Below are 2195 nucleotides of genomic sequence, written 5' to 3'. Positions count from 1 at the left end.
CGGGAACTACTTCGCCGAGACCGTCAACTCCGGGGCTCTGCTCATTGCCGCACCGCTGGCGATGATCGCAGGGATCGTCTCGTTTCTGTCCCCGTGCATCCTGCCGCTGGTGCCCGGCTACCTCGGTTACGTCTCCGGGCTGGCCAACCCCACACATCCGGACAACCGCCGCCGGGTGCTGACCGGGGTCGGGCTGTTCATCCTGGGCTTCGCCGCGGTCTTCACCCTCTACGGGGCCGCCTTCGGCACGATCGGTCACTGTGAAGCGCCCCGGGTTTCGTGGAGGCTCGGTTATCTGGAACCGGCTCCGAGGGGAACCTGTTCTCCAACGTAGCTGACGGGCTTGTGGGATGCCCAGTGGGCGGCCTCGAACTCGGCGGGCGGGACGTGTCCGATCTCGCCGTGCAGGCGCCGGTGGTTGTACCAGTCGACGTATTCGGCGACCGCGATCTCGACGTCGCGGACCGACGCCCACCCGCCCTTGGGGCGCATGACCGGGTTGCGGATGCACTCGGCCTTGAACAGCGAGTTCAGCGCCTCGGCCATCGCGTTGTCGTAGCTGTCGCCGACCGTTCCGATGGACGCGACCGCGTCGGCTTCGGCGAGTCGCTCGGTGTAGCGAATCGCACGATATTGGACTCCGGCATCGCTGTGATGGATCAGCCCGGTGATGTCCTGACCCGCTCTGCGGCGCTCCCAGAGGCCCATCTCGAGCGCGTCGAGGGCGAGATCGGTGCGCAGCGACGTGGACACCTGCCAGCCGACGACACGGCGGGAGAACACGTCCAGGACGAACGCGGCATAGGTCCACCCGGCGTGGGTGCGGATGTAGGTCAGGTCCGCAACCCAGAGCTGGTTCGGTGCCGTCGCGGTGAACGCGCGCTTCACGAGGTCGGCGGGCCGATCGGTCTCCGCGCCGTCCCCGAAGGTGGTCTTGCGGGTCTTGTCGCGCCGGATGCCCTGGATGCCCGCGGCGCGCATCAGCCGCTCGACCGTGCAACGGGCGACCTCGACGCCCTCCCGGTTCAGGGCCGCGTGGATCTTCCGGGCGCCGTAGACGCCAAGGTTCGCCTTGTGGACCACCCGGATGTCCTTGGTCAGTTCCGCGTCCCTGACCGCCCGCGCGGACGGCGGACGCGCCTTGGCGGCGTAGTAGGTGCTCGGGGCGATCTGAACGTCCGCGTCACGCAGGACCTGGCAGATCGGCTCGACCCCGAACCGGTCGCGGTGCTCGTCGATGTACTCGACGAGCATCGCAGTCGGCACCTCGGCTACTTCAGCTTGCGGTCGAGCTCCGCCGCGGCGTAAAACGCCGACGCGGTCTTCAAGATCTCATTCGCTCGCCGCAGCTCCCGCACCTCGGCCTCAAGCGCCTTGATCCGCTGCGCCTCCGCGGTCGTCACCCCGGGCGCCTGCCCGGCGTCGATCTCGGCCTGCTTCACCCAGCCCCGCAGCGTCTCCGGGTTGATCCCGAGTTGCTCGCCGATACGCTGCAGCGCACCGGCCCTCCGTGCGCGGTCCTGCCTCGCCTCGACCGCGAGCCGCGTCGCGCGCTCACGCAACTCATCCGGGTACTTCTTCGGTGCTGCCATGACTCTCATCCTCCGTGAGTTGAGAGCCCCCACCGAACCCGGGGCGCTTCACTGGCTGGTGCGCTGGCAGGACCCGATGATCCGCGTCCTGGGCGTCCTGGTGATCGTTATGGGCCTGGCCATGGTTGGCAAGTTGCCCTTTTTCCAGCGCACGATCAAACCCACCCTGGCCCCCCGGACGGGCCTGGCCGGGGCCCCGGTGCTCGGGGTCGTCTTTGGGCTGGGCTGGACTCCCTGCATCGGCCCGACACTCGGCGCCGTGCTGGCATTGAGCACCACCACCGGCGATCCCTGGCGCGGGGCCCTGCTGGGCTTCCTCTACTGCCTGGGACTGGGCATCCCATTCCTGCTGGCCGCGGCGGGGATCAGCTGGGTCACCAACGCCCTGTCCTACGTCCGCCGCAACATCCGGGTATTCAACATCATCGGCGGATCCCTGCTGGTGGGGGTCGGGATTCTGATGGTCTCCGGGCTCTGGATGCTGTGGATGTACCAGCTGCAGAGCCTCGCCGGCACCTTCACCACCCCCGTCTAAAACCAGAAACCCCGCCCCACCGGACCGGTTACTGAGGAGTGACCGGGCCGATGGGACGGGGACGAGGG

At 68.3% G+C, this 2195-nt stretch carries 3 protein-coding genes and 1 other annotated feature; of the genes, 2 read left to right on the top strand and 1 reads right to left on the bottom strand.

Annotated elements, in window-relative coordinates; genetic code table 11:
• The coding region (locus ACIP67_RS43130) for a cytochrome c biogenesis CcdA family protein (protein ID WP_401700177.1) at positions 1-334 on the top strand (334 nt) is incomplete at its 5' end.
• On the opposite strand, the gene ACIP67_RS43125 is transcribed toward ACIP67_RS43130, so the two are convergent.
• Positions 292-1592 (bottom strand): IS3 family transposase gene (locus tag ACIP67_RS43125; RefSeq protein WP_401700175.1). Its coding sequence is split into 2 segments (ribosomal slippage): positions 292-1301 and positions 1301-1592, totalling 1302 coding nucleotides; the frame shifts between segments, so codons are not numbered across the junction. The genes ACIP67_RS43130 and ACIP67_RS43125 overlap by 43 nt on opposite strands.
• Positions 1162-1314: a sequence feature (AL1L pseudoknot), on the bottom strand. Its footprint overlaps the gene before it by 153 nt.
• Here ACIP67_RS43125 and ACIP67_RS43120 point away from each other — a divergent pair.
• The gene (locus tag ACIP67_RS43120; protein WP_401700172.1) at positions 1591-2127 is read left to right on the top strand and encodes a cytochrome c biogenesis CcdA family protein; all 537 of its coding nucleotides are present in this window, start codon (positions 1591-1593) and stop codon (positions 2125-2127) included. The two genes, ACIP67_RS43125 and ACIP67_RS43120, sit on opposite strands and share 2 nt — an antisense overlap.
• Positions 2128-2195 lie beyond the last annotated feature (68 nt).

It is taken from the genome of Streptomyces sp. NPDC088812, assembly GCF_044750285.1.
Lineage (GTDB): Bacteria > Actinomycetota > Actinomycetes > Streptomycetales > Streptomycetaceae > Streptomyces.
Note: the sequence above shows the minus strand (reverse complement) of the source record. Positions and strands in the feature narration are given on the sequence as shown.

Bases quoted from the DNA above. Each gene is read 5' to 3' on its own strand.
- ACIP67_RS43120 (WP_401700172.1), top strand. From the start codon at position 1,591: ATGACTCTCATCCTCCGTGAGTTGAGAGCCCCCACCGAACCCGGGGCG.